This is a genomic window from Pseudomonas sp. GL-R-26 (assembly GCF_019947365.1).
GTDB lineage: Bacteria > Pseudomonadota > Gammaproteobacteria > Pseudomonadales > Pseudomonadaceae > Aquipseudomonas.
The window spans coordinates 101449-126438 of sequence record NZ_JAGYGI010000003.1 but is presented as its reverse complement, the minus strand read 5'-3'; the positions used below and the strand labels follow the sequence as shown (position 1 = coordinate 126438).

General features: G+C 61.0%; 18 protein-coding genes. 5 read left to right on the top strand and 13 right to left on the bottom strand.

What is annotated here, in order from left to right:
• The first annotated feature begins 4 nt into the window (after positions 1 to 4).
• Positions 5 to 3070 (top strand): efflux RND transporter permease subunit, encoded by a 3066-nt coding sequence (locus KGA96_RS05310; RefSeq protein WP_223511918.1) that lies wholly within the window; start codon positions 5 to 7, stop codon positions 3068 to 3070.
• A 754-nt stretch (positions 3071 to 3824) separates the two neighbouring features.
• Positions 3825 to 5171: a Fic family protein gene (locus KGA96_RS05305; protein ID WP_046041095.1), complete on the top strand. Its 1347-nt coding sequence runs from the start codon at positions 3825 to 3827 to the stop codon at positions 5169 to 5171.
• A gap of 45 nt (positions 5172 to 5216) precedes the next feature.
• Here KGA96_RS05305 and KGA96_RS05300 read toward each other — a convergent pair whose 3' ends face one another.
• Genes KGA96_RS05300 through plsB form a run of 3 tightly spaced genes read right to left on the bottom strand, consistent with a single transcriptional unit; the run spans position 5217 to position 8888 of the window.
• Positions 5217 to 5906, bottom strand: coding sequence for a DUF4197 domain-containing protein (locus KGA96_RS05300; RefSeq protein ID WP_007990313.1), 690 nt, complete (start codon positions 5904 to 5906; stop codon positions 5217 to 5219).
• A 27-nt stretch (positions 5907 to 5933) separates the two neighbouring features.
• Positions 5934 to 6332: a YbaY family lipoprotein gene (locus KGA96_RS05295; RefSeq protein WP_046041096.1), complete on the bottom strand. Its 399-nt coding sequence runs from the start codon at positions 6330 to 6332 to the stop codon at positions 5934 to 5936.
• Between the two features lie 51 nt (positions 6333 to 6383).
• The gene (gene plsB / locus KGA96_RS05290) at positions 6384 to 8888 is read right to left on the bottom strand and encodes a glycerol-3-phosphate 1-O-acyltransferase PlsB (RefSeq protein WP_046041098.1); all 2505 of its coding nucleotides are present in this window, start codon (positions 8886 to 8888) and stop codon (positions 6384 to 6386) included.
• Positions 8889 to 9124: 236 nt separating this feature from the next.
• Here plsB and KGA96_RS05285 point away from each other — a divergent pair, with 236 nt between their 5' ends.
• On the top strand, positions 9125 to 9334 hold the full coding sequence (locus KGA96_RS05285) for a cold shock domain-containing protein (RefSeq protein WP_007954750.1): 210 nt from the start codon (positions 9125 to 9127) through the stop codon (positions 9332 to 9334).
• Between the two features lie 136 nt (positions 9335 to 9470).
• On the opposite strand, the gene KGA96_RS05280 is transcribed toward KGA96_RS05285, so the two are convergent.
• The 4 genes from KGA96_RS05280 to KGA96_RS05265 form a co-directional block, all read right to left on the bottom strand.
• Positions 9471 to 9848 (bottom strand): hypothetical protein, encoded by a 378-nt coding sequence (locus KGA96_RS05280; protein ID WP_046041100.1) that lies wholly within the window; start codon positions 9846 to 9848, stop codon positions 9471 to 9473.
• A gap of 76 nt (positions 9849 to 9924) precedes the next feature.
• Positions 9925 to 10734, bottom strand: coding sequence for a putative RNA methyltransferase (locus tag KGA96_RS05275; protein ID WP_046041101.1), 810 nt, complete (start codon positions 10732 to 10734; stop codon positions 9925 to 9927).
• Positions 10734 to 11885: a succinyl-diaminopimelate desuccinylase gene (gene dapE, locus KGA96_RS05270; protein WP_046041102.1), complete on the bottom strand. Its 1152-nt coding sequence runs from the start codon at positions 11883 to 11885 to the stop codon at positions 10734 to 10736. Before dapE ends, KGA96_RS05275 begins: the two co-directional genes overlap by 1 nt.
• A 210-nt stretch (positions 11886 to 12095) precedes the next feature.
• The gene (locus KGA96_RS05265; protein WP_223511910.1) at positions 12096 to 14687 is read right to left on the bottom strand and encodes a glycosyltransferase; all 2592 of its coding nucleotides are present in this window, start codon (positions 14685 to 14687) and stop codon (positions 12096 to 12098) included.
• 264 nt (positions 14688 to 14951) lie between these two features.
• Here KGA96_RS05265 and tcdA point away from each other — a divergent pair, with 264 nt between their 5' ends.
• Positions 14952 to 15770, top strand: a complete 819-nt coding sequence (gene tcdA / locus KGA96_RS05260; protein WP_046041104.1) for a tRNA cyclic N6-threonylcarbamoyladenosine(37) synthase TcdA — start codon at positions 14952 to 14954, stop codon at positions 15768 to 15770.
• A gap of 103 nt (positions 15771 to 15873) precedes the next feature.
• Here tcdA and KGA96_RS05255 read toward each other — a convergent pair whose 3' ends face one another.
• The 4 genes from KGA96_RS05255 to KGA96_RS05240 form a co-directional block, all read right to left on the bottom strand.
• Positions 15874 to 16278: a SufE family protein gene (locus KGA96_RS05255; RefSeq protein ID WP_223511908.1), complete on the bottom strand. Its 405-nt coding sequence runs from the start codon at positions 16276 to 16278 to the stop codon at positions 15874 to 15876.
• On the bottom strand, positions 16275 to 17480 hold the full coding sequence (locus KGA96_RS05250; RefSeq protein ID WP_046041109.1) for an aminotransferase class V-fold PLP-dependent enzyme: 1206 nt from the start codon (positions 17478 to 17480) through the stop codon (positions 16275 to 16277). The genes KGA96_RS05255 and KGA96_RS05250 overlap by 4 nt, the downstream gene beginning before the upstream one ends.
• A gap of 162 nt (positions 17481 to 17642) precedes the next feature.
• Positions 17643 to 18677 carry a 2,3,4,5-tetrahydropyridine-2,6-dicarboxylate N-succinyltransferase gene (gene dapD, locus KGA96_RS05245; RefSeq protein ID WP_046041111.1) on the bottom strand — a complete coding sequence of 345 codons (1035 nt, stop codon included), beginning with the start codon at positions 18675 to 18677 and terminating at the stop codon, positions 17643 to 17645.
• 32 nt (positions 18678 to 18709) lie between these two features.
• A complete protein-coding gene (locus tag KGA96_RS05240; protein ID WP_259674438.1) occupies positions 18710 to 19018 on the bottom strand; it encodes an arsenate reductase in 309 nt (102 codons plus the stop codon).
• Between the two features lie 259 nt (positions 19019 to 19277).
• Between KGA96_RS05240 and KGA96_RS05235 the strand changes: the two genes are divergently transcribed.
• Positions 19278 to 20909, top strand: coding sequence for a Na+/H+ antiporter (locus KGA96_RS05235; RefSeq protein ID WP_046041282.1), 1632 nt, complete (start codon positions 19278 to 19280; stop codon positions 20907 to 20909).
• A gap of 9 nt (positions 20910 to 20918) precedes the next feature.
• On the opposite strand, the gene dapC is transcribed toward KGA96_RS05235, so the two are convergent.
• Together dapC and KGA96_RS05225 are read right to left on the bottom strand one after the other, a co-directional pair.
• The gene (dapC, locus tag KGA96_RS05230; protein ID WP_046041114.1) at positions 20919 to 22115 is read right to left on the bottom strand and encodes a succinyldiaminopimelate transaminase; all 1197 of its coding nucleotides are present in this window, start codon (positions 22113 to 22115) and stop codon (positions 20919 to 20921) included.
• Positions 22116 to 22286: 171 nt separating this feature from the next.
• Positions 22287 to 24989, bottom strand: a complete 2703-nt coding sequence (locus tag KGA96_RS05225) for a [protein-PII] uridylyltransferase (protein ID WP_223466573.1) — start codon at positions 24987 to 24989, stop codon at positions 22287 to 22289.
• Position 24990 lies beyond the last annotated feature (1 nt).

Genomic DNA, 24990 nt, shown 5'->3' with positions numbered 1-24990 from the left:
CCCGATGCGCTTCAACGTTTCCGAATGGGCGCTGCGTAATCGCCAGATCGTCCTGTTCCTGATGCTGTTGCTGGCCATCGTCGGCGCACTTTCCTACACCAAGCTCGGCCAGAGTGAGGACCCGCCGTTCACCTTCAAGGCCATGGTGATTCGCACCAACTGGCCGGGGGCGACCGCCGAGGAAGTCTCGCGCCAGGTCACCGAACGCATCGAAAAGAAACTGATGGAAACCGGCGAATACGAACGCATCGTGTCGTTCTCCCGTCCCGGCGAATCCCAGGTGACCTTCATTGCGCGCGACTCCATGCACTCGGTGGAGATCCCGGAGCTCTGGTATCAGGTGCGCAAGAAGATCAGCGACATCCGTCATACCTTGCCTCCGGGGATCCAGGGGCCGTTCTTCAACGATGAATTCGGTACCACGTTCGGCAATATCTACGCCCTGACCGGCGCGGGTTTCGACTACGCCGTGCTCAAGGATTACGCCGACCGCATCCAGATCCAGCTGCAACGGGTCAAGGATGTGGGCAAGGTCGAATTGCTGGGGTTGCAGGACGAGAAAGTCTGGATCGAACTCTCCAACGTCAAGCTCGCCACCCTCGGCTTGCCGCTGGCGGCGGTCCAGCAAGCCCTTGAAGAACAGAACGCGGTGTCCACGGCAGGATTCTTCGAAACCAGCAGCGAACGATTGCAGCTACGGGTGTCGGGGAATTTTCAGACGGTCGACGAGATCAAGAATTTCCCGATCCGCGTCGGTGATCGCACCTTCCGCATCTCCGACGTGGCCGACGTGCGCCGTGGTTTCAACGATCCACCGGCGCCGCGCATGCGCTTCATGGCGCAAGACGCCATCGGCCTTGCGGTGGCGATGAAGGACGGCGGTGACATCCTGGTGCTGGGCAAGGCACTGGAAATCGAGTTCGCCCGCATCCAGAAAAACCTCCCGGCCGGCATGGAGCTGCGCAAAGTCTCCGACCAACCGGCGGCGGTGAAAACCGGTGTTGGCGAGTTCGTGCAAGTGTTGGTCGAGGCGCTGGCCATTGTGTTACTGGTGAGCTTCTTCTCCCTCGGCGTGCGCACCGGCATGGTGGTGGCCCTGGCGATTCCGCTGGTGCTGGCGATGACGTTCGCCTGCATGTATTACCTCGGTATCGGCCTGCACAAGATCTCCCTCGGCGCGCTGGTACTGGCCCTGGGTTTGCTGGTGGACGACGCGATCATCGCCGTGGAAATGATGGCGATCAAAATGGAGCAGGGCTTCGACCGGGTCAAAGCGGCGAGCTATGCCTGGACCAGTACCGCGTTCCCGATGCTCACCGGTACGCTGATCACCGCGGCCGGCTTCCTGCCGATTGCCACGGCGCAGTCGGGCACTGGCGAATACACCCGTTCGATCTTCGAGGTGGTCACTATCGCGCTGTTGGCGTCGTGGGTGGCCGCGGTGGTCTTCGTGCCGTACCTTGGGGAAAAACTCCTGCCGGACCTGGCGAAGATTCACGCAGCCAAGCATGGTGCCGGCCAGCCCGATCCGTATGGCACGCCGTTTTATCAGCGCGTCCGGCGTCTGGTGGAATGGTGCGTGCGCTGGCGCAAAACCGTGATCCTGGCGACCGTGCTGTTGTTCATCGGCTCCATCGTGCTGTTCCGTTTTGTGCCGCAACAGTTCTTTCCGGCATCGGGTCGCCTGGAATTGATGGTCGACCTGAAACTGGCCGAAGGTGCTTCGCTGAGCAACACCGCCGACGAGGTCAAGCGCCTTGAAGCGCTGCTCAAGGACAAGGCCGGGATCGACAATTACGTGGCCTACGTCGGCACAGGTTCGCCGCGTTTCTACCTGCCGCTCGATCAGCAACTGCCGGCGGCGAGCTTCGCCCAGTTTGTCGTTCTGGCGAAAACCATCGAAGAACGGGAAACCCTGCGCATCTGGTTGATCTCAACCCTCAACGAGCAATTCCCGGCTCTGCGCTCTCGGGTCACGCGCCTGGAAAACGGCCCGCCAGTTGGCTATCCGGTGCAGTTCCGCGTGACCGGGGAGCACATCGAGGAAGTGCGGGCACTGGCGCGTAAAGTCGCGGCCAAGGTTCGCGAGAACCCGCATGTGGTCAACGTCCACCTGGATTGGGAAGAGCCGAGCAAGGTGGTGTACCTGAACATCGATCAGGACCGTGCGCGGGCGCTGGGTGTGAGCACGGCAAACCTGTCGAGGTTCCTGCAAAGCTCCCTGACCGGTTCCAGCGTCAGCCAGTACCGTGAAGACAACGAGTTGATCGAGATCCTGTTGCGCGGCACCTTGCATGAGCGCACCGAGCTGTCATTGCTGCCGAGCCTGGCGGTCCCGACCGATAACGGTCGCAGTGTCGCGCTGTCGCAGATCGCGACCCTGGAATACGGTTTCGAGGAGGGCATCATCTGGCATCGCAATCGCCTGCCCAACGTGACCGTTCGCGCCGACATCTACGGCAAGGAACAACCGGCGACGCTGGTGCAGCAGATCATGCCCACCCTCGATCCGATCCGCGCTGAATTGCCGGATGGCTACTTGCTGGATGTCGGTGGCACGGTGGAAGACTCGGCGCGCGGACAGAACTCGGTGAAGGCCGGCGTGCCGTTGTTCATCGTGGTGGTGTTGACCTTGCTGATGCTGCAGCTGCGAAGTTTTTCGCGCACGGCGATGGTGTTCCTGACCGCGCCGCTGGGGTTGATCGGGGTGACGCTGTTTCTGTTGGTGTTCCGTCAGCCGTTCGGTTTTGTGGCCATGCTGGGGACCATCGCCTTGTCCGGGATGATCATGCGTAACTCGGTGATTCTGGTGGATCAGATCGAGCAGGATATCGCGGCGGGACTCAAGCCCTGGCAGGCGATCATCGAGGCGACGGTGCGGCGGTTCCGGCCGATTGTGTTGACGGCGCTGGCGGCGGTGTTGGCGATGATTCCGTTGTCGCGCAGTGTGTTTTTCGGGCCGATGGCGGTGGCGATCATGGGGGGGTTGATTGTGGCTACGGCGTTGACGCTGCTGTTTTTGCCTGCCCTTTATGCCGCCTGGTTTCGGGTTCGCAAAGAGTCGGTTTGAGGGTTTGACCTTGGCGGCCTTCGGGCCGACCAGGCTGCTTTTTTGATTGAGTACATATCCGTTTCTGCGGTAACGGCGGCTTATGGTTTCGCCCTTACGGCGAGTCACTTTTAACAAGCGCCTTAAAAGTAACCAAAAGGTCTCGCCCCTTACGTACGGCCCCTCGCTAAGGCTCGGCGTTCCTTCGCTGCGGTATTCATCCGGGGGCATTGCCCTCCGGTCGGCTTCGCTTCGACCTACATGCAATGAGTTCGACTGCGTCGAACGGCGCTGCGCGCCAATCCCCGGATGAACACCTCCACTCAGCCTTCCGAGGGGGCGGGTGGATCAAGATCAAAAGCTGCAGGCGAGCTAACGCTCGGCCTGATGAGTGGTGTGGAGCGTGGGTGTACGCCGACCTGCCTTTGCTCTTCTGTGGGAGCGAGCTTGCTCGCGATGGCGGCCTGACAGCCGACCAATTCCTTGCAGATGTACTCAGCACCTGTGGGAGCTGGTTTGCCTGCGATGGCGGCCTACCGGCCGGCCTGATTTTCCTGACCGTGCTCAATTCAAAGTGTGGGAGCGAGCCTGCTTGCGATGACGGCTTATCAGTCAAAACCGTCGCTGCCATTTCAGCAACCGTGACTGCAAGAACCTGTACCAACCAGCGGGCATTCATTGTTCCTACATCTATCTCGGACCCGTCTGATATTGAGGCTAAAAAGCTCAGGTGTTGTACTCAGTGCCCGGTTTCACGCATGTTTGAGACAGCACCATGAAAAATCCACCCACTTTGAGGGGCCGGTCCGATCCGGTGTTTGATCGGCTGTTGCGATCGCCTCACAAGGAACGTCTTTCGCAATACCTCGCTTTGCTCAAGCCTCTGGACGATCAGGGGCGTTACCTGCCGTTCGATTCATTGCGCTACCGCTGGGCGCCTGGGCTGGATTCGAAGCTGTGCTGGGCCTTGGTCAAGAAAGCGCGGACTGCACAGTATTCGAACCTTTTGCCATTGGGTGAACCGGCGTGCTGGCTGAAATTCATGCTGACGCCGCAGGCGCAAAAAGCCATTTCCGTAGTGGATCGTCAGGCGACAACCGCAGTGCTGGAATACATGACCGGCCAGATCGGCGAGCGTGCTCATTTCAGCTATTTGCTCAATGATCTGATCGAAGACGAGGCTATCAGCAGTAGCCAGCTCGAAGGTGCGGCCACCACGACGCGGGTGGCCAAGGACATGCTTAAGCGCCATCGCTCGCCGCGCACACCGGATGAGCGAATGGTCATCGGTAACTTCAAGATGATGAATTTCGCCTGGGAGCAGCGTTACGAGCCACTGAGCATTGAGCTGATTGCAGCCATGCATCGGGTTGGCGTCGAGGGCATCGACGATTCGCAGTACTCGCCTGGAGCGTTCAGGACCAACGATGACGTCGTCGTCCAGGATGGCGAGGGCAACACCGTGCATTCGCCGCCGCCTGCAACAGGGCTCGTGTCACGTTTGCAGGTGCTGGCGAAGTGGATCAATCAACCCCACAACAACCCTCATCAAGCGGACTATCTTCATCCACTGATCAAAGCCATCGCGCTGCATTTTGTCCTGGGTTACGAGCATCCATTTCGCGACGGCAACGGTCGGGTAGCGCGCGCGTTGTTTTACTGGTTCATGTTCAAAAATGACTACTCGGCGTTTCGCTACATCGCCATCAGTGTTTTGTTGCGCAATGCGCCGTTGAAGTACGGGCGGTCGTATTTGAATACCGAGGCCGATGACCTGGATCTGACCTACTTCATCGATTTCCAGTGTTCGGTGGTATTGCGGGCTGTGGGCAGTTTTACCGGGACGTATCGGAAAAGTCTGGACGATGCGCAGCAATTTGATTGCTGGCTACGTGAAAGTGGTTTTCTCGACCAACTCACCGAGAAACAGCGGGCGTTGTTTCAAGTGGCCAGAAGCGGGATGGCCAAGGAGTTCACGGTGGTCAACGTGAAGGAGAATCTGGGTTGTTCCTACAACACGGCGTCAGCCACGCTAAATGGGCTGGTCGCGTTGAAGTTGTTCGAGAAGCGCAAGATGGGGTGCGAGTGGGTGTTCTTTCTAAGACCCGTATCAGCGGCTTGAACCTTTGTGGGAGCAAGTCTGCTCCCACAGGTTTTGTGTCGCGGCTTAGAGCGTACCAAACACCTTCTTCGCCAAACTGGTCGCCGCAGCCGCCGGGTTCTGGCGGATGGTTTCTTCCTGTTTGCCGATCATCTCGAACAAGCCATTCAGCGCCTGCTCGGTGACGTAGTTTTCGACGTTGGCATTTTTCGCATCTACTACGCCCATGGTCGCCGCTTGCCCGGCGAACGAGTTGTACTGTTGGGCCAGGCCAACCTTGTCGGTGGCCTGCTTGACGATGGGCAGGAACTTGGCGCGGATCTGTTCGCGGCTGGTCTTGTTCAGGTATTGGGTGGCCGAGTCGTTGCCGCCGCTGAGGATGCCCTTGGCATCTTCCACGGTCATTTTCTTCACGGCATCGACAAGGATGGGCTGGGCCTGGGTCACGGCAGTTTCCGCCGCTTTGTTCATGCTGGCTTCCAGTTCATCGACCTGGTCACCCATGCCGAACTGTTTCATTTTGCTCGCGACCTTGCCCAGTTTGCCGGGCAGTTCGATTTTCACGTCGGGGTTGTTGCTGAACCCCCCCGGGGTGCCAAGTTGTTTCACGGCCAGTTGCGCGCCTTGGGTCAGCGCGTCCTTGAGTCCGCCAGTGGCGTCTTTCTGCGACAGGTCACTGAGGGACAGCGCCAGGGCGCTGGCGGAGATCATCAAACCTGCACACAGGCCGGCAAAGCGAAGGGTAGGGCGGAGCATAACAACTTCCTTTTTCGAAAAAGACACTTAGCGGGCCGGATCGACACGGACCTTCAGTGGTTGTGGATCGGAGCCGTCCAGGCGCACGGCATGATTCTCGGTGGTGATGAACATCAGTTTGCCATCGACTTCGATGCGCGCGCTCACCGAGTATCGGTGGTTGGGCTCTACCTTCAGCGGGTCGTAGCTGAGGTGGAAGGCCAGAGGCACCTGGCCTTTGACCTGGCCGCGTTGTTCGTCGATGACCTTCGCCGGGGCATCGGCGAGTGAAATGTCCTGCAGGCTGATGCTCAGGACCGCCGTCGGTGGCAGGGCGATGCGTTGCAGGTAGAAGACTTCTCCATCGAGGGAGGCCTTGGGCGCCGGTGTCGGATGCTGGCAGGCAGTCAACAGCAAGGCGGCTACGATCAGGGGCAGTTTTTTCATTGAAAGATCTCCGTATCGAGGGCGCCAGAACCGACTGGCGCCCTGATCAATCTAGACGGTTTCGACCGGTGGAGTGGGTTGGTCGGCGGCATCTTCACTGCGATGCAACGCCACCTGACGAATCGACAAACGAATCTCCGCCGGCAAGACACGTTTGGCCGCGCCTTCGGCCAGTTCACCGAGCAGTTCGTGATAGCTCAGCTTGCCCGCTTCATCGCGCTTGAGCACGTCGAGGTCGAGCATCGTCTGGATGAAGTGGCGGAACAGGCTCTTGTCGAAGAATTCCGGGGCGTTCAGGCCATGCAGGATCGACAGGCGCTGGGCCATGACCGTGCACAAGTCCTCCAGTTCTTCGGCGCTGATGCTGTTCTGGCCACTGTTGAGCAGCAGGGACACGGTCATGTAGAAGCGCTGCAACGTCTGGGCGATGCTTTTCGACAGCAGGGTCAGCAGCACGAAATGCCGCGAGCTCGGCGCCGGGCGCAGGTACAGGTCATTCTCGAAACGCAGCAGGCCTTGCTCGACGAACGCCTCCAGCCACTGATCGATCACCGCATCCAGTTCGTCCAGCGACCAGCGAATGAACAGTTCCGCTTGCAGGTACGGGTACAGCGCGCGGGTGTAGCGCAGGATCTGTTCGCGGCTCATGCGCGAGGTGCTCTGGAAGAAGCTCGCGAGCAACGCCGGCAGCGCGAAGATGTGCAGCACGTTGTTGCGGTAGTAGGTCATCAGGACGGCGTTCTGTTCGTCCAGATAGAGAATCTTGCCCAACGCATCGCTCTGCTCGGACAGCAGGTCCATGTCTTTCACATGCTCGATCAGCGCCCGGCCATCGCCTTCCGGCAAGGTGGTGTGCGGCGAGTACGGGACCTTGCGCAGCAGCGCCAGGTACAGGTCCAGCACCCGCGCCATGGCCCGGTCATCCAGCGCCAGGCGGGTGGTCGACAGCAGCGCCAGTGCCACCAGGTTGACCGGGTTGATCGCCGCCGCTTCGTTCAGATGCCGGGCGACTTTTTCGCCAAGACGGTTGGTGGTTTCGTTGAGCCAGGCCGGTCTGAACTGCGGACCGAGTTCCTGTTGGCGCCAGTCCGGCTGTTCGCCGTCGAGGAATTCCGCCAGCTTGATCGGCTCGCCGAAGTTCACCGCCACCTGGCCAAAGCGCTGCTTGAGCGCACCAATCACTTTGAAAATATCGAAGATCGACTCTTTTTTCTTGGCCGCACCACGCAACTCGCCAAGATAGGTTCGACCTTCCAATACGCGCTCGTAGCCGATGTATACCGGCACGAACACGATCGGCATGCGCGACGAACGCAGGAAGCTGCGCAGGGTGATCGCCAGCATCCCGGTCTTCGGTTGCAGCATGCGCCCGGTGCGTGAGCGGCCGCCTTCGACGAAGTACTCCACCGGAAAGCCCTTGGTGAACAGGGTATGCAGGTATTCGTTGAACACCGAGGTGTAGAGCGGGTTGCCCTTGAACGTGCGGCGCATGAAGAAGGCACCGCCGCGACGCAGCAGGCCGCCGATCACCGGCATGTTCAGGTTGATGCCTGCGGCAACGTGCGGCGGGGTCAGGCCGTTGCGAAACAGTAGATAGGACAGCAGCAGATAGTCGATGTGGCTGCGGTGGCACGGTACGTAGATCACTTCGTGACCCTGGGCGACCTTCTGCACGCCTTCGATGTGGTTGACCTTGATGCCGTCGTAGATCTTGTTCCAGAACCAGCTCAGCACCACTTCCATAAAACGGATCGCAGTGTAGGTGTAGTCCGAGGCGATTTCGTTGCCGTAGCGCAGCGCCTGGGCTTTGGCTTTCTCCGGCGAGATGTTCTCGCGCTCGGCTTCGTCGAGGATTGCTTGTTTGACCTGTGGCTGGTTGAGCAGGCCCTTGACCAGGTTGCGGCGGTGGGAAATGTCCGGGCCGATCACTGCGGCCTTCAGGTTGCGAAAGTGCACCCGCAGGATGCGCTGGGCCATGCGCACGGTGCGCTCGTGACCCTTGTCGTGCTCGATCAGTTCGCGCAGGTGGATCGGCGCGGAGAACTGCACGCGGGTCTTGCGTCCCAGCACAATGATGCTCAGCAAGCGACGCAGGCGCCCGGTAACGGCCCAGCTGTCGGCGAACAGGAGTTTCCATGGGCTGTTTTCGCTGTCCGGCGATTGGCCCCAGAACACGCTGACCGGAATGATCTGTGCGTCTTCGGCGGCGTTCTGGCTCAGGGCGCTGACCAGGCGGGTCAGTGTCGGCGGTGCACCGCGCTTGTCCTGGCGGCCGAGCCAGTCCGGGTCCGGCGTCAGGTAGAAGAACGCGGCAGGTTCCAGCAGGTTGCCCACCGATACCGGCAGCACCGGGCGTGGCAGGCCAGCCTTGCTGCACTCGGTGTCGACCACGGCGAGGTCGGTCAGCGAAGGGTTTTGCAGGACGTAGAACACCGGACGACTGCGGTCGAGGTTGAGGGTGAACGACGACTGGTTGATCGTCTCGGAGCGAACCCAGAGGTACAACAGTCGGCGCAGGGTGCCAAACACAAGACGGCGGAACGGGGAGCGGGTCATACGGCTTCTGCGTGAGTGAATAAAACCAAGCAATTGCTTGGGCGGCCGATAGTGTGCCGGATTCGCTTAAAATCGGCAAAAAAGCGGCGAAGTAAACTCCTGTTGAGAGTTTTAACGTCTGTCATATACTCGGTGCTCTGTCGCCGTTGCCCTCATGGGACCGGTATGCGCAGGCTGACGTTCCCGAGGCTTTCCTGCGAAAAGCCCGACCAATAATAAAAAGGGAGTATGAACAAATGGCAACACGCGAAACCGGTAATGTGAAGTGGTTCAACGACGCCAAGGGCTACGGCTTCATTCAGCGCGAGGACGGGGTGGACGTGTTCGTGCACTACCGCGCGATTCGCGGTGAAGGCCACCGTTCGCTGACCGAAGGCCAGCAGGTTGAATACGCGGTGGTGGAAGGGCAAAAGGGGTTGCAGGCTGAGGATGTTGTAGGTCTGTAAACCAAATCTTCAGAACACCCAAAAACACTGTAGGAGCGAGCTTGCTCGCGATAGCGGACTGACATTCAACATGGAAGTTGACTGAAAGGGCCTCATCGCGAGCAAGCTCGCTCCCACAGGTTCGGTGTGTAGGCTTTTACGCGGTTTTCCAGGTGATCTCTTCTTCACCATCGGCGCTGATGCGAATCCAGCGGTCCGCCGTCTCTTCACCTTCTTCCTCGACCCAGGTGCCCGGTGCGCAACGCACTTCCACGTTCAGAGCGGCAAACGCGGCGCGGGCGCAGGCGATGTCGTCGTCCCACGGGGTCTGGTCGCTTTCCAGGTACAGGCTGTTCCACTTGCCGACGGCTTTTGGCAGCCAGGTCACCGGCACGTTGCCGGCCTTGCACTTGTAGGTCTGGCCCTTCTGGACCCAATCCGTGCACGGGCCCAATGCCGCGCCGAGCCAGGCGGAAATGGCCTTGTGGTCGACGTCGGCGTCTTTCAGGTAAATCTCGATATCGGGTTGGCGCATGGATGTCCTCACTGCGGGTCTGAAAAATCCATTCGCGGATTTAGCCGGTCTCGGGCACTCGCCCGAAACCAAAAGGTTATTGAAGAACGAAATAATCGTAGCGCATTGACACGGTGGTCTCGAACGGCTCGGTCTGCTCGATCACCGCCGCACGACGCTCGGCACTGGCACGCCAGCCGTGGGGCGTCATCGCAAGCAGGTTGGCGCGGTCCTGCGGCTTGTCCAGCGTCAGCTTGAACGTCAGCGTCTCGCTGTGCGCCAGTGCCATGCCTTCCGGCACCAGGTCCAGATGCTTGTCGTCAATGTACTCGCGGACTTCGTCGTACAGCCGCTCACGCAATTCCATCAGGTGGCCGCTGGTCGGCCCGACTTTCATCAGGCCGCCGCCAACACTGAGCAGGCGTTTGGCTTCTTCCCAATCCAGCGGGCTGAAGACACTGGCCAGGAACTGGCAACTGCCGGAGGCCAACGGCACCCGCGCCATGCTGGCGATCAACCAGGTGAGCTGCGGGTTGCGTTTGCAGGCGCGTTTGACCGCTTCGCGGGAGATGTCCAGGGCATAACCTTCGGCATCTGGCAGGGCCTCGGCGATTTGCGCGGTGTAGTAACCCTCACCACAACCGATGTCCAGCCAGTGCTGTGGTGCGTAGCCGGCCGCCAGCTCCGCCAGACGCTTGGCCACCGGGGCGTAGTGCCCGGCGTTCAGGAAGTCGCGGCGGGCTTCGACCATTGCCTGGTTATCCCCAGGGTCGCGGCTGTTCTTGTGCTGCACCGGCAACAGGTTCAAGTAACCCTGGCGCGCACGGTCGAAACGATGCCCGGCGGGGCAGGCCACGCCGTTGTCCACCGCGTTCAGCGGCTCACTGCAGATCGGGCACGCAAGCATCAGGCGAGCAACTTGATCAGGGTCTGGTAGTAGATCTCGGTCAGCACGTCGAGATCGGCGGCCAGCACGCGTTCGTTGACCTGGTGGATGGTCGCGTTGACCGGGCCCAGTTCAACCACTTGGGTACCCATGGTCGCGATGAAGCGGCCATCGGAGGTACCACCGCTGGTGGACGCTTTTGTTTCGCGACCGGTGATGTCCTTGATGCTCGCCGACACCGCATCGAGCAGCGCGCCCGGTTCGGTGAGGAACGGCAGGCCGGACAGCGCCCAGTCGATGTGCCAGTCCAGGCCGTGCTTGTCGAGGATGTCGGCGACGCGCTTTTGCAGACCTTCGACCGTCGATTCGGTGGAGAAGCGGAAGTTGAACACCGCCACCAGGTCACCCGGGATCACGTTGGTCGCACCGGTGCCGGAATTGACGTTGGAGATCTGGAAACTGGTCGGCGGGAAGAAATCGTTACCGTGGTCCCAGTGCTCGGCGGCCAGTTCGGCCAGGGCCGGGGCAGCGAGGTGGATCGGGTTCTTCGCCAGGTGCGGGTAAGCCACGTGACCTTGAATGCCGCGTACGGTCAGCTTGGCGCCGAGGGAGCCGCGACGGCCGTTCTTGACCACGTCACCGACCAGGGTGGTGCTCGACGGTTCGCCGACGATGCACCAGTCCAGACGCTCCTTGCGCGCGGCGAGGCGTTCAACCACTGCCTTGGTGCCGTGGTGCGCCGGGCCTTCTTCGTCGCTGGTGATCAGGAAGGCGACTTTGCCCTTGTGATTCGGGTAGTCGGCGACAAAACGCTCGGAGGCGACGGTCATGGCGGCGAGGCTGCCTTTCATGTCGGCGGCGCCACGGCCGCAGAGCATGCCGTGTTCGTCGATCAGCGCGTTGAACGGTTCGATCTGCCAGGCCGCCACCGGGCCGGTCGGGACCACGTCGGTGTGGCCGGCGAAGCACAGCACCGGACCGTCTTCCTGGCCGTGGGTGGCCCAGAAGTTATCCACATCCTCGATGCGCATCGGTTCCAGGGTGAAACCGGCATCGCCCAGGCGCTGCATCATCTGCTTCTGGCAATCGGCGTCGATCGGCGTCACGGACGGACGGCGGATCAGGTCGATGGCGAGTTGGAGGGTCGGCGAAAGGTCGGCGTGGGCCGTCATGGAGAACTCCGAAAGCTGTAAATGTGGGAGCGAGCCTGCTCGCGATAGCAATGTCACTGTCAACATAATGGTTGAATGTGACGGCCTCATCGCGAGCAGGCTCGCTCCCACAGGTATTGGGTCTGGCCCTTAAGCCAAGCCCCGCAAAATGGCGCTTATCTTAAAGCAAAACGGCGGCCATTGGCCGCCGTTTAGTGCATCCGCGCAGATTTAGACGACAGGTGCCGTTTCAGGCTCGGCGGTCGGTTTCGGCAGCGACGACAGGAACGCCATGATCAGCGCCGCCAAGTATGGCAACGACTGCACCAGCAACATGGTCACCCAGAAACGCATGTCGTTGCTCGGCATGCCGTTCACCAGGAAGATCCCCAAGGCAGCGCCCCACAACAGCAGCATGATGAACATCTCTTCCCGGGCTTCCGAAATCGCCACCCAGAAGCCGTGGTTGTCGGCATTCTTCGGTGTACGGAAGAACGGAATGCTGCTGGTGAAGAAGCCGTACAGCACCGCTTTGGCGATGGTGTGGGACAACGCCAGACCGGCCAGCGCCGCGCAGAAGGCATCCTTCAGATTCACTCCAACCGCACGACGGTAGAGGAAGATGATCTTGGCGACCTTGAACACGAACAGCGCCAATGGTGGGATTGCGAAGATCAGCAGCGGCGGATCGACCCGTTGCGGCACGATGATCATCGCCGCCGACCACAACAGCGCGCCGACGGTGAAGAAGATGTTCATGCCGTCTGCCACCCACGGCAACCAGCCCGCGAGGAAGTGGTAGCGCTGGCCACGGGTCAGCTCGGTGTCCTTGCCGCGCAGCAGGCTGGCGGTGTGACGCTTGATGATCTGGATCGCACCGTAGGCCCAGCGGAAACGCTGCTTCTTGAAGTCGATGAAGGTATCGGGCATCAGGCCCTTGCCATAGCTGGTGTGGTAATACGCCGCCGACAGGCCTTTCTCGAATACCCGCAGGCCAAGCTCGGCATCTTCACAGATGCACCAGTCGGCCCAACCCAGTTCTTCGAGCACCGAGCGACGGGTCATGGTCATGGTGCCGTGCTGGATGATCGCGTCGCGGTCGTTGCGAGTGACCATTCCGATGTGGAAGAAGCCTTTGTATTCCGCGTAGCAGAGCTTCTTGAAGGTGCTTTCGTTCTGGTCGCGGTAATCCTGCGGCGACTGCACCACGGCGATTTTCGGGTCGGCGAAGTGCGGCACCATGTGCTTGAGCCAGTTCGGGTGCACGCAGTAATCGGAGTCGATCACCGCGATCACTTCGGCATCTTTGGCGGTGTGCGGGATCAGGTAGTTCAGCGCGCCGCCCTTGAAGCCGGCCAGCGGTGCCACGTGGAAGAACTTGAAGCGCGGGCCGAGGGTTTCGCAATAATCGCGCACCGGTTCCCAGACCGCCGGGTCCTTGGTGTTGTTGTCGATGATCAGGACTTCGAAGTCCGGATAGTCGAGGTTGGCCAGGGCGTTGAGGGTCTGTTTGACCATCTCCGGCGGTTCGTTGTAGCAGGGCACGTGAATCGACACTTTCGGGCGGTAGCTGGAGTCGCCTTCCACCGGCAGGAACTCGCGCCGGCGCTTGTGCACCCACACCGCTTCGGCCAGTTCATGGGCTTCGGTCAGCAGCACGATAAACACCCCGAGCGCACCGAGGGCGAGCAAGAAGCCCACGGTCAGGCTGAACCAGGTGCTGTATTGCTGGCTGTAGTCGTAACCGATCCACACCAGCACCGAACCGCACAGGAACGCAATGAAGGTCAGGAAGGTGCGACCGCGCTGGCGCAGGGCCGATCCGTCGATCATCAGCAGGGTCAGCGACAACAGCGCCAATACCACCGAACCAATGGCCAACACGCGCCATTGCGGAATCGCGACCACCGGGCCTTCGAAGTTGAACTTCTGCTGGCGCGCGGCGTTGAACACGCCCCAGTAGGCGCCGACGGAACCTTCGTCGCTGGCTTTCCACGGCTGGTCAAACGCTTCGATCACGAAGTAGTTGAAGCCCTGGCGGTTGAGCTTGTTGACCAGGGTTCGCAGGTAGATCGCCTGGTCTGCCGGTGAGGCGTCGGCGCCACCGCGCATGCGGCCGTTGCTCGGCCAGCCCACTTCGGACAGCAGCAGCGGCTTTTTCGGGAACATTTTTTTCAGGTCGCGGGCACGGTCCAGAACGAACTGCTGTGCCTTGTCCACCGGGATAAATTCCCAATACGGGAGGACGTGCGCGGCGATCAGGTCGACGTGCTTGGCCAGTTCGGGGTGCTCTTCCCAGACGTGCCACTGTTCGGACGTGGTGACCGGTACTTTGACGGCGGCACGCACACGGTCGAGCAACACGCTGAGTTCGGCGGCGGTGATTTCCTTGCGGAAAATCGCTTCGTTGCCGACTACCACACGAACCACGCTGCGCGAGGAGTTGGCGATTTCAATGGCGCGGGTAATTTCCCGTTCGTTGCGCTCCTGGTCCGGGCTGATCCAGATCCCCAGGGTCACTCGCAAGCCGAACTCTTCCGCCAGTTTCGGGATGTTTTGCAGGGTGCCATCGACCGAGTAGATGCGGATGTTGTCCGTCAGCTTGCTCATGATCTCCAGGTCGCGACGCATTTGATCGTCGGTCGGATACTGGTCTTTCTGCGGGAACTGGCCCTGCTGGAATGGCGAGTACGAGAAGCCGGAGATCTGTTCAGGCCAGTTGGGGGCGGTGACCGGGCGGTTGATCAGCGCCCAGAAGCCGGTAAACAAGGCAGCGATGGCGAGCACCACGACCAGGTTGAGTCCAAATTTACGCGATGACATAGTTATTTCGGGTTCCAAAGACTGTGGAACGAAGGAACGGTTGGCGGTCGCCAAGGGGCGCGCATCCTACACCGGGCATTCTCTGGTCGTACAGCGGACAGGGAATTGCCGGACATTGGGCAATCCAAGTCGGTTTAAGTTCTTTCGTTAGAGCGTGTAAGGCAAATCTTTGTTCGACGTGGTTTTCGTGGATGTTGCCCGTTCATAGCGCAATGATGCTCTTGGGCGCCGACAGCCCTATAATGCGCGCCGGTTTTTGGGGTAATGGTCATGAGTACAGAAGATCCGCGGTTTGCTGGCATCGCCCGTTTGTATGGCATCGAAGGCCTTGAGCGCCTGAAAGCGGCCCATGTGGCGATCGTCGGCGTCGGTGGCGTCGGTTCCTGGGCGGCGGAAGCCATGGCTCGTTGTGGTGTGGGCGAGATTTCGTTGTTCGACCTCGATGACGTCTGCGTCAGCAACGCCAACCGCCAGTTGCACGCGCTGGACAGCACGGTGGGCAAGCCCAAGGTCGAGGTGATGGCCGAGCGTCTGCGCGGGATCAACCCGGACTGTACGGTGCACGCGGTGCCGGACTTCGTTACCCGCGACACCATGGCCGAGTACATCACGCCGAACATCGACTGCGTGATCGACTGCATCGACAGCGTCAACGCCAAGGCCGCGCTGATCGCCTGGTGCAAGCGCCGCAAGATCCAGATCATCACCACCGGCGGCGCGGGCGGGCAGATTGACCCGACGTTGATCCAGGTCTGCGACCTCAATCGCACGTTCAACGATCCGTTGGCGTCGAAAGTGCGTTCTACGCTGCGCCGCGACTACGGCTTCTCACGCACCGTGACCCGCCACTACAGCGTGCCGTGCGTGTTTTCCACCGAGCAACTGCGCTACCCGAAACCGGATGGCAGCATTTGCCTGCAGAAGAGTTTTGTCGGTGATGGGGTGAAGCTCGACTGTGCCGGCGGGTTTGGCGCGGTGATGATGGTGACGGCGACGTTTGGCATGGTCGCAGCGACCAAGGCTGTGGACAAGATTGTGGCGGGTGTGCGGCGGCCGGCGGAGCGGGTCAAACCGCAGGTCTGATCTGTAAGGCTGATGGCCCCATCGCGAGCAGGCTCGCTCCCACATTGGAATGCGTTCCCCTGTAGGAGCGAGCCTGCTCGCGATGGGCTGCGAAGCAGCCCCTTTATTGAGCCAACTCCCGCATCCGCTGAAGCACCGCATTCAAGCCATTGCTACGAGACTCGGACAACTGCCGCCCCAGCCCCAACTGATTGAACCAGTCCGGCAAATCCACCTGCTGCAACTCGGCTGCGGACAAGCCGTTGACCCGCGCCAGCAGCAACGCCACCAACCCGCGAATCAACCGTGCATCACTGTTGGCGCTGAATTGCCAGTGGCCATCGCGCAATTCGCCCACCAGCCACACCTGGCTTTCACAGCCATGCACCCGGTTTGCATCACACATCTGCGCATCACTCAAGGCCGGCAGGCGCTCGCCCCATTGCATCAACAGGCGTGCGCGCTGTTCCCAGCCGGCCGCTTTGTGAAAGGTGTCCAGTGCCGTCACAGCATCAGCAGGCAGGTTCATCGCAATAACTCCAGCGCCTGATCCAGGGCTTCAAAGAACCGCTCCAGGTCTTCGGAGTCGTTGTACAGCGCCAACGACACCCGAATCGCTCCGGCCAGCTCAAAGCGTTTGAGCAGCGGCATCGCGCAGTGATGGCCGGCACGCACCGCGATCCCTTGTTCAGTCAGCAAATGCGCAAGATCGGAGTTATGCACACCTTCGACGGTGAAACTGGCCAGTGCCACTTGTGGTTTGCCCAACAGGCGAATGCCATTGCGCGCCTCAAGGCCCTTGAGCAGGCAGGCATGCAGCGCCGCTTCATGGGCGGACACGGCGTTCTGATCGAGCCCGGCGAGGTAATCCAGGGTCGCTCCCAGGCCGATCACACTGGCAATCGGCGGCGTCCCGGCTTCGAAACCCAACGGTGCCGGGCGAAAGCGTGCGTCGTGGTAATTGGCATCGAGCACCATTTCGCCGCCGAACTGCCAGGGACGCAGCTGTTGCAGTGCTGTATTGCGCCCGAACAGCACGCCCAGGCCATCGGGGCCGTAGAGTTTGTGGCTGGAGAACACGTAAAAATCGCAGCCCAACGCTTGCACGTCGTGACGGCCATGGACCACGCCCTGGGCGCCGTCGATCACGGTCAGGGCGTTGTGCGCCTTGGCCAGTGCCAGTAATTCAGGCAGCGGCTGCCACGCACCAATCACGTTGGACAGTTGACTGACGGCCAGCAGACGCGTGCGTGGGCCGATCAAACCGGCGGCGGCTTCAAGGTCGATCACGCCGTCGGCATCCAGCGGCAGGATCACCAGTTTCAGGTCGCGACGGTGCACCAGTTGCTGCCAGGGCAGCAGGTTGGCGTGATGCTCCAGGGCGCTGATGACAATCTCGTCGCCCGGATTGAAAAGATGTTCCAGGCCGTAGGCCAGGAGATTCAGCGCGGACGTCGCGCCGTGGGTAAAGATGATCTGCCCGCAATCACCAGCATTGAGCCATTGTGCGACTTTGCGGCGGCTGTCCTCGAACGCCTGGGTGGCGTGGGCGCCGGGCAAATGCTGCGCCCGATGCACGTTGGCCGCGCCGTTGGCGTAGTAGTGCGCCAGGGCATCCAGCAGGGCTTGAGGTTTTTGCGTGGTGGCGGCGTTGTCCAGATAGGTCTGGTCTTGCCGTTGCAGGGCGGCGATGGCCGGAAAATCGGCACGCCATGGAGAGAGAATCATCATGTTGTTCGGCCCTGGTGAACATGGGCGGGCGTACGCCAGACCCCTGTAGGAGCGAGCTTGCTCGCGATGGACGTGAACGAAAACGCGCATTATCTGAATAACCGCGTTGCCCTTACGTTTTTCGCGAGCAAGCTCGCTCCTACACAGGTGATCGTGTAACGCTTAGTTGTGAGCGTGCAGCGCTTCGTTCAGTTCGATGGCCGATTTGTGGGTTTTGCATTCCACGGCACCGGTCTCCGAATTGCGACGGAACAGCAGGTCCGGCTGGCCAGCCAGTTCACGGGCCTTGACCACTTTGACCAGCTGATTGTTCTCGTCCAGCAGCGCCACTTTGGTACCAGCGGTCACGTACAGGCCCGACTCGACGGTGTTGCGGTCGCCCAACGGGATACCGATACCGGCGTTGGCGCCGATCAGGCAGCCTTCGCCAACCTTGATCACGATGTTGCCGCCGCCCGACAGGGTGCCCATGGTCGAGCAGCCGCCGCCCAGGTCCGAACCCTTGCCGACGAATACGCCAGCGGATACGCGGCCTTCGATCATGCCCGGGCCTTCGGTGCCGGCGTTGAAGTTGATGAAGCCTTCGTGCATCACGGTGGTACCTTCGCCCACGTAAGCGCCCAAGCGCAGGCGCGCAGCGTCAGCGATACGCACGCCGGCCGGAACCACGTAGTCGGTCATTTTCGGGAACTTGTCCACCGAGAACACTTCCAGCAGCTCGCCGCGCAGGCGGGCTTCGAGTTGCAGTTCGGCCAGTTCGCTCAGGTCGATCGCGCCCTGGCTGGTCCAGGCCACGTTTGGCAGCAGCGGGAAGATGCCGGCCAGGTTCAGGCCGTGCGGCTTGACCAGGCGATGGCTCAGCAGGTGCAGCTTGAGGTAGGCCTCAGGGGTGGACGACAGCTGGGCGTCTTCGGTCAGCAAGGTGGCAACCAGCGGCTTGTGGCTCTCGGCCAGGCGGGTCAGCAGGGCAGCCTGGGCAGCGTCGACGCTTTTCAGCGCTTCTGCCAGTTGCGAGGCCTGGGCGGTGCTGAACGCGATGGCCTGATTGCCTTCGGTGTAGCCCAGGATCGGTGCGATAGCGGCGAGGACTTCAGCCGATGGCTTGAGTACCGGGGCGGCGTAGAACACTTCCAGCCATGCGCCTTGACGGTTTTGAGTGCCGACGCCGAAGGCCAGGCTGAACAGGGTAGTGGACATGTGTATACCTCTAACAAAATTGAACGGGCTGCTTACTTGAGCGCGGCCGCGTAGATATCTGGCTTGAAGCCAATCAGGGTTCGGTCACCGAGATCGAGCACCGGGCGCTTGATCATCGAGGGTTGTGCGAGCATCAGTTCGATGGCTTTCGTCTGGTCGAGATCGGCTTTGCGTTCGTCGTCGAGCTTGCGAAAGGTCGTGCCTGCACGGTTCAACACCACTTCCCAACCGTGCTCGCTGCACCATTGGGTCAGGTGTTCACGGTCGATACCGACCGATTTGTAATCATGAAAGTCATAGCTGACAGCGTGTTCATCGAGCCAGGTGCGCGCCTTTTTCATGGTGTCGCAGGCTTTGATGCCGAAAAGGTGCAACGTTTTGCTTGAAACGGTCAAGGAATTGCCCCCTTTGCAGGTGCCGTAAATGTAAAGGTGACGGATTATGCCATGTGCATTGAGTTAAAACGCAAAACCTGTGGGAGCAAGCTCGCTCCCGCAGGGATTGGCGCGTTCAGGGTGCGACATAGGTGCAAGGGCCACCGGTAGTCTAAGCGGCTAATATGGCACTTCAATGCTGTCGATTGCCCGGGAATCCCGCTTTATGCAAACCGCCTACACCGTCCTGATCCTGTTGATGCTGGTCGGCGTTTCGCGCCTGATCGGACGGGTGGTTCCGCTGCCGTTGCCGTTGGTGCAGATTGCCGCCGGAGCCTTGCTTGCCTGGCCGACGCTCGGCCTGCATGTAGCCCTCGATCCCGAACTGTTCCTGTTTCTGTTCCTGCCGCCACTGTTGTTCTCCGACGGCTGGCGCATGCCCAAGCGCGAATTCTGGCACTTGCGCGGCCCGATCCTGACCCTGGCAGTGGGCCTGGTGCTGTTCACCGTGGTCGGCGCCGGGTATTTCATTCATTGGCTGCTGCCCGGTGTGCCGTTGCCGGTGGCGTTCGCCCTGGCGGCTGTGCTGTCACCGACGGATGCGGTGGCGGTGTCGGCCATTTCCCGCAATCGACTACCGACCCCGTTGATGCATATCTTGCAGGGCGAGGCGCTGATGAACGACGCATCAGGCCTGGTGACATTCAAGTTTGCCCTGGTGGCGGCGGTGACCGGCGTGTTCTCGCTGGCCAATGCCAGCCTGACGTTCGTACTGGTCGCGGTGGGTGGCCTGGCTGTCGGGGTGGCCCTGAGCTGGCTGGTCGGCCGTCTGCGGGCGTGGATGATCGCGCGGGGCTGGGATGATCCGGCGACGCATGTGGTGTTCATGTTGCTGCTGCCGTTTGCGGCCTATGTGCTGGCCGAGCGCATGGAAGTGTCGGGCATCCTGTCCGCGGTGGCGGCGGGGATGATGCAGAGCTGGCTCGACCTGCTGCCGCGCCAGACCAACACGCGCTTGCTCAATCGAAGTGTCTGGTCGCTGCTGGAGTTCGCCTTCAACGGTTTGATCTTCCTGCTGTTGGGTTTGCAGTTGCCGGACATCATCAAGGCGGTGGCAAGTCACGAAACCTCACTATGGCCGACGTTGCTGTATCGCGGGCTGGACGTGGTGGCGATTTTCCTGGTGCTGCTGGCTTTGCGGTTCGTCTGGGTGCAAAGCATCTGGCGGCTGTCCATTTTTGTGCGGCGTTGGCGTGGCAAGGCTGAGATAACCCGGGTGCCCAGCGCGCGTTCCTGTTGGTTACTGACTGTCGGCGGCGTGCGCGGGGCCGTGACGCTGGCGGGTGTGATGTCGGTGCCGATATTGATGGGCTCCGATGCATTTCCCGAACGCGACTTGCTGATCTTTATTGCTGCCGGGGTGATTCTGCTGTCGTTGATTGCGGCCTGCATCGCGCTGCCACTGTTGTTGCGTGGCATAGAAGCCAGCCCGGACGACAAGCGGCGCAATGAAGTGCGCGACGCCTGGCGCAAGACCGCCGAGGCGGCCATTCATGCGCTTGAGACAGAAGAGGTCAACCCGCAGGACGCAGCTCAATCCGCGCTGGCCGCTGAGCTCAAGGCGCGAATCATGTCCGAGTATCGGCATCAATTGGAGGTATTCAACGATTCCGCTGAGGCGCAAGCCCTGGCGTTTCAGATGGACTTGCTGGAACGGCGTTTGCGCTTGAAGGCGCTGCGGGCGCAACGCCTTGAGTTGTATAGCCTCAGTCGTCATCACCAGATTGGTGATGACGTGTTGCGTGAGGTGTTGGGGGAGCTGGATCTGAGTGAGGCCAAGCTTGGCCAGGTGAAGTAAACCTGGCTCTTACCGGCGCTGGATGAACGCGCGAATACGCTCGGCAGCCTCGACACATTCTGCCAGTGGCGCAACCAGTGCCATGCGCACACGCCCGGCTCCCGGATTGACGCCATCGACATCCCGCGACAGGTAAGAGCCCGGCACCACGGTCACATGTTCCTGCTCGAACAGGTCACGGCAGAACGCTGCGTCGTCACCGGCGACATTCGGCCACAGGTAGAAGCTGCCATCCGGACGCTGTACGTCCATGACCGGGCTGAGGATTTCCAGCACCGCATCGAACTTCTCGCGGTACAGCGCCCGATTGGCGCGCACATGCACTTCGTCATTCCACGCAGCAACGCTGGCCAGTTGGGTTTGAACCGGCATCGCGCAGCCATGGTAGGTGCGGTAGAGCAGGAAGCCCTTGAGGACGTCGGCATCACCGGCCACAAAGCCCGAGCGCAGGCCCGGCAGGTTCGAGCGCTTGGACAGGCTGTGGAACACCACGCAACGCTTGAAGTCCTTTCGACCCAGTTCCGCGCAGGCGCTGAGCAGGCCTGGTGGCGGGGTTTGTTCGTCGAAGTACAGTTCGCTGTAGCACTCATCGGCGGCAATCACGAAGTCGTATTCGTCGGCCAGGGCGATCAGCTTTTTCAAGGTTTCCACTGGAATCAAGGCGCCGGTCGGGTTGCCTGGCGAGCACAGGAACAGGATCTGGCAGCGTTTCCAGATGTCCGGCGACACGGCGTCGAAATCAGGGTTGAAGCCGTTTTCGTCCAGGCAAGGCAGGTAATGCGGCTTGGCCCCGGCGAGGAACGCCGCGCCTTCGTAGATCTGGTAGAACGGGTTCGGGCTGACCACCAGCGCGTCATCGCCACGGTTGACCACGGTCTGGGTGAAGGCGAACAGCGCCTCGCGGGTGCCGTTGACCGGCAGCACGTTGCGCGCCGGGTCGATCCAGCCCTTGGGGACATCGAAACGACGCTCGCACCAGGCCGCGATGGCTTCACGCAGCTCCGGGATACCGAGGGTGGTCGGGTACACGGCCATTTTTTCCAGATTGCTGGCCAGGGCCTCGGCGACAAAGCTTGGCGAACGGTGTTTCGGCTCGCCGATGGACAGCGCGATCGGACGCTTGTCCGGGTTCGGCGTCACGCTGCCGAGCAGGGCGCGGAGTTTCTCGAACGGGTAGGGCTGGAGCTGGGACAGAGCGTTGTTCATCGGGGGCCTCGTTCAATGTGGGAGCGGGCTTGTGGCGAGGGGGCTTGCCCCCGTTGGGCTGCGAAGCTGCCCCAAATTCTCTGATTTACCAAAGATCTTGTGAGTGCTAAGCACTTAAACGGGGGCAAGCCCCCTCGCCACAGGCGCTCCCACAGGGGGATATGTGTTGATTCAGATGCTGATGCGCGACAGTTTGATATCAGGTTCCTGGTTGACGCTCAGTTGTTCGACGATCGCGTCCTGCAGGCGGCTGCACAGCAGAGGGTCGGACAACGGCTGATTGTTGGCGTCGGTAATGAAGAACACGTCTTCCACGCGCTCGCCGAGGGTGGCGATCTTGGCGTTCTGCAACGACAGATCGAACTCCAGGAAAATCGTGCCAATCCGCGCCAGCAGGCCCGGGCGGTCGGGCGCCGTGAGTTCCAGAACCGTCACTGGGCGCTGGGCGTCGTTGTGGATCGTCACCTGTGGTGCAAAGGCGAAATGCTTGAGCTGACGCGGCACCCGACGCTGGATGATGGTCGGGTAGTCGTCCGGGTTGCGCAGGGCTTCAGTCAGGCCTTCGCGGATCTGTTTGACCCGCGCCGGATTATCGCCAATCGAGTCGCCGTCGGTGTCGAGCACGATATAGGTGTCGAGGGTGAACTGGCTGCTGGAGGTGATGACCCGGGCGTCGTGAATGTTCAGGTTGAGCTGGTCCATCGCGGCCACGGTCACGGCAAAGAAGTCGTGCTGGTCCGGGGCGTAGATGAAGATCTGTGTACCGCCTTCGAACTCGCGCTGGGTGGTTTCCTTGATCAGCACCAGTGGCCCGCCGTCGGCCGGTTGCTGGAGGATCGCGTCACTGTGCCATGCGACGTCGCCGGCGGTGTGACGCAGGAAATAGTCATCACCCAACTGCGCCCACAACTGCTCGACATCGTCCGGGTCGGTGCCGCCGCGCACCAGGATATCCAGGGCGGCGCTCTGTGTCTGGCGGATCTGCTCTTCGCGATCCACCGGGTTCTCCAGGCCGCGACGCAGGGCGCGCTTGGTCTCGGTGTAGAGCTGGCGCAGCAGGCTGGCGCGCCAGGAGTTCCACAGGGTCGGGTTGGTGGCGTTGATGTCGGAGACGGTCAGCACATACAGGTAGTCGAGGCGGGTTTCGTCGCCGACGATCTGGGCGAAATCGTGGATCACCTGCGGGTCGGACAAGTCCTTGCGCTGGGCGGTGGTCGACATCACCAGGTGGTTTTGCACCAGCCAAACGATCAGGCGGCTATCCCATGTGGGCAGTTGGTGTCGTTGGCAAAAGGCCTCGGCATCCACGGCGCCGATGTCCGAGTGATCGCCATGCCGGCCTTTGCCGATGTCGTGGTACAGGCCGGCCATGTAGATCAGCTCGGGTTTGGGCAGTTTGCCCATGGTTTTGCTGGCCAGCGGGAATTTTTCCGACACCTGGGTGTACTGCAACTTACGCAGGTGTTTGATCAGGTTCAGTGTGTGGGCATCGACCGTATAGATGTGGAACAGGTCGTGTTGCATCTGCCCGACGATGAATCCGAATTCGGGCAGATAGCGTCCAAGGATGCCGTAACGGTTCATTCGCCGCAGGTTGCGGTGGATGCCGATCTTGCATTTGAACAATTCAATAAACAGGCTGGTGTTGCGAATATCGTTACGGAAGTCGTCGTCGATCAGGTGGCGGTGTTCCCGCAGCAGACGAATGGTGTCGGCGCGCACGCCCTTGATTTCCGGCTGCTGGGCCATCAGCACGAAGATTTCGAGCATGGCGAAGGGGGTGCGGCGGAAGACGTTGTCGTTGCGTGCCTCGATGTAGCCGTCATGCAACTGGAAGCGCGAGTTGATCGGCTGCGGTGGTGATTCGTCTTCCGGTGCGAGGATGACTTCCTCGAAGTGCTGGATGATCAGGTCACTGAGCTGGGCGATGCTCATCACCACCCGATAATACTGTTGCATAAAGTTTTCGATGGCTTGCTTGGCGTCGTCGCCTTTGAAGCCCAGCAGCCCGGCAATGGTGCGCTGGTGATCGAACAGCAGTCGGTCTTCGGAGCGGCCGGCCAGCATGTGCAGGGCATAGCGAACCTTCCACAGGAACTCCTGGGAGGAGGCGAGCAGGGCGTTTTCACTCTCGACCAGGAATCCTTCGCCAGCCAGTGCCCGCAGGTTCAGGGTGCCGTACTCGCGACGGGCCACCCACAGTATCGTCTGGATATCCCGCAGGCCGCCGGGGGAGCCTTTGACGTTGGGTTCCAGGTTGTATTCGGTGTCGTTGTACTTGTGGTGGCGAGCCTTTTGTTCGGCACGCTTGGCCAGGAAGAAGTCCTTGCTCGGCCACATGTGCCCGGTGCCGGTGACGTCCAGCATGCGCTGGCGCAGATGCTCGGGGCCGGCGATGGTGCGGCTTTCCATCAGGTTGGTGACGACCGTCAGGTCGGCGCGGGCCTCGACGGCGCATTCATCGACTGAACGAACACTCTGACCGACCTCCAGGCCGATGTCCCACAACAGCGTCAGAAAACGCTCGATGGAATCGCGGAAAACCTCGTGGTCGGCGCTGTCCAGCAGGATCAGCAAATCGATATCGGAATAAGGGTGCAATTCGCCACGGCCGTAGCCACCGACCGCGACCAGCGCGATGTCGGCGTCCTCGCTCCAGCTGAACTGCTCCCAGGCCTTTTGCAGGATGTTGTCGACGAACCAGGCGCGATCCTCGATCAGTCGGCGAATGTCCCGGCCGTTGCGAAACCTCGTGTCGAGCACTTCGCGGGCCTGGCGGATCGCCTTCTTGAAGGCCGCGATCGGGCTTGCCTTCAGGGCCAGTTCAGCCTGGAACTGGCCGCGGTCGAAGAGTTCGGGATCCACCTGCGGCATC